We start from the raw sequence: 2,105 nt of genomic DNA, 5'->3' as shown, positions 1-2,105 counted from the left end.
ATTCGAATAATGCTGAGTTAAGTCCCAGCGTCGTTCGCACAGCGTGGCCAAACGCGCACGCGTGGCCGTTCGCGTAGCGTGGCCAAAAGGCCAAAAGGCCAAGGCCAAAGCCTGTTCCACAAAGCTGACCGCTGACCGCTGAATGCTTATCCCGATTCCCGACTCCCGATTCCCGACTCCCGATTCCCGATTCCCGATTCCCTACTCCCTACTCCCTACTCCCTACTCCCTACTCCAATCAAATTTGATACTACCCATAGATCCTCTGGGCGGTCAACATCAGTAAGCTCGGAAAGCATCCCGATAGTTAGGTTAAGACTCTTAGCAATATCCACCGTTTGCTGCAAAACCTCAGATGTTCCCCAATTCACTCCCACAAATAAATCTGGAATCAATCGACTTAGACCAACCAGATAGTAGCCGCCATCCTTAGCTGGTCCAAGTACTAAATCATGATTGTCTAGAGCCTCAAATGCCTGATTCATCACCGAACTATTCAAATCGGGGCAATCAATACCAATGATCACAACTTTGGTCATGCTTTCCGCAAACGATAACTGAAATGCCGAAGTGATTCGCTTGCCCAAATCCCCATCACTCTGAGGTTTATAGACCAGATTGGAGCCTAACCAATTCTCCATTAGCTGTTGATTACCACCAGCAAAATGGATTTCTACAGACACAGGGCGACCAGTTGTTAATTCCTTGACCTGGGCAACAGTGTGTTCAGTCATCCGACGTTGAAGCTTTGCCGCACCATCCGCTCCTAGAGCTGGTATCATCCGGGTTTTAGTCTTTCCCGGCTCTGGATAGCGGCTGAAAATAATTAAGCGTTCTGTCAGTATCATTATATGAAGGGAATAGGGAGTAGGGAATAGGGAGTCGGGAGTCGGGAGTCGGGAATCGGGAGTCGGGATTAGGGGACAATAATTATCACAATTACTACACCGATTTTTAAGCACCTACACAGAATTAATTACCTATTGCAAATCTCTGTAACCCTTACCCTGCAAAGCTTTTTTTTTGTAAAATGTGTAAGTAATTTTGTGTACCTACTTATAGCATTTTGAGTTTAGTTATTAACATAGTCGCGCTTGGGAAAGGCAAGAGGCAAGAGGCAAGAGTAAAGAAAGTATATAGGTATTTTTGGTAAGGTCAAAAATGCTCATCATTTGATAGCTGATAGCTGTTCGCGTAGCGTGCGCGTAGCGCTAATCGCTGTTCGCTGATAGCTGATAGCTGATAGCTGATAGCTTACATCCCTATTTTTTCCAAAACTTCTTGGGCAAGAGACCGAAATTCTTCTGAAGCCATACAATATGGTTTATAATCCAACACAGACACAGGAGACGGTATATCCTGATTGTCTACTTTTTCAACTTGTTCAGCACACTTTGCCAAATCATCTCGATCGAAAATAACACTCTTCATGACATCAAAGCCATAGCGGTCGGAAATTGCTTTGATCCGTTTTGGCAAGGTATGCTGTATGAACATGTTATTGGTTGCTATTTTACAAGGCAACACTCCCAAGACGTTAAGGGGCGGCTTAATTTGGATTTGTTTTCTATAGCCATTAATCGCTCTGATAAAATCTTTGACATTCAGTAAGCCTTGATTAGAAAAAGGCTTGAGGTCTGAAGGAATGATTAAAAAGTCAGCAGTGATTAAAGCAATTCTAGCATATAAATTCCAAGAGGGAGGGGTATCAATAATTACCACATCATAGTAATTTTTAACATCGTCTAGTTTATCAATCAGCATGAGCAGGCTAAAATCAAGCTGATTCATATCAAGCTCATATTTCATCAGATCAATGTGAGCAGGAACCACATCAATTTCTGGATTGCTGAATTCAGATTTTCTAGCTACTTCCGAGATTGAGAAGAATTCTTCAGATTGCAAAACATGGAGAATATTACACTCTTTGATATCATCAAAGGCTTCGTCATGAAATTTAACCAGTCCGGTAGCAAAGGTAGCATTCGCTTGGCTATCAAGATCGATGATCAGCACTTTTTTGCGGTTTTTTCGGATAGCTGCCCCTAGGTTAACCACCGTTGTGGTTTTCCCGACGCCGCCTTTGTTATGGTATACTGCAATGA

The 2,105-nt window shown here is 43.1% G+C and carries 3 protein-coding genes; 1 reads left to right on the top strand and 2 read right to left on the bottom strand.

Going from position 1 to position 2,105, the window contains the following annotated elements; genetic code table 11:
• The first annotated feature begins 142 nt into the window (after positions 1-142).
• Positions 143-286 (top strand): hypothetical protein, encoded by a 144-nt coding sequence (locus F6K37_RS39470; protein ID WP_287256708.1) that lies wholly within the window; start codon positions 143-145, stop codon positions 284-286.
• Here the strand turns inward: F6K37_RS39470 and F6K37_RS39465 are convergent.
• Entirely contained in the window at positions 216-848 is a 633-nt protein-coding gene (locus F6K37_RS39465) for a TIGR04282 family arsenosugar biosynthesis glycosyltransferase (protein WP_287256709.1), read from the bottom strand. The two genes, F6K37_RS39470 and F6K37_RS39465, sit on opposite strands and share 71 nt — an antisense overlap.
• Before the next feature lie 406 nt (positions 849-1,254).
• A partial coding sequence (locus F6K37_RS39460; RefSeq protein ID WP_287256706.1) for a ParA family protein occupies positions 1,255-2,105 on the bottom strand: 851 nt, incomplete at its 5' end.

Origin of the sequence: Moorena sp. SIO4E2, from assembly GCF_010671945.1 — a bacterium.
In the GTDB taxonomy this organism is placed as follows: domain Bacteria; phylum Cyanobacteriota; class Cyanobacteriia; order Cyanobacteriales; family Coleofasciculaceae; genus Moorena; species Moorena producens.
This window is presented reverse-complemented; position numbering and strand designations above follow the sequence as displayed.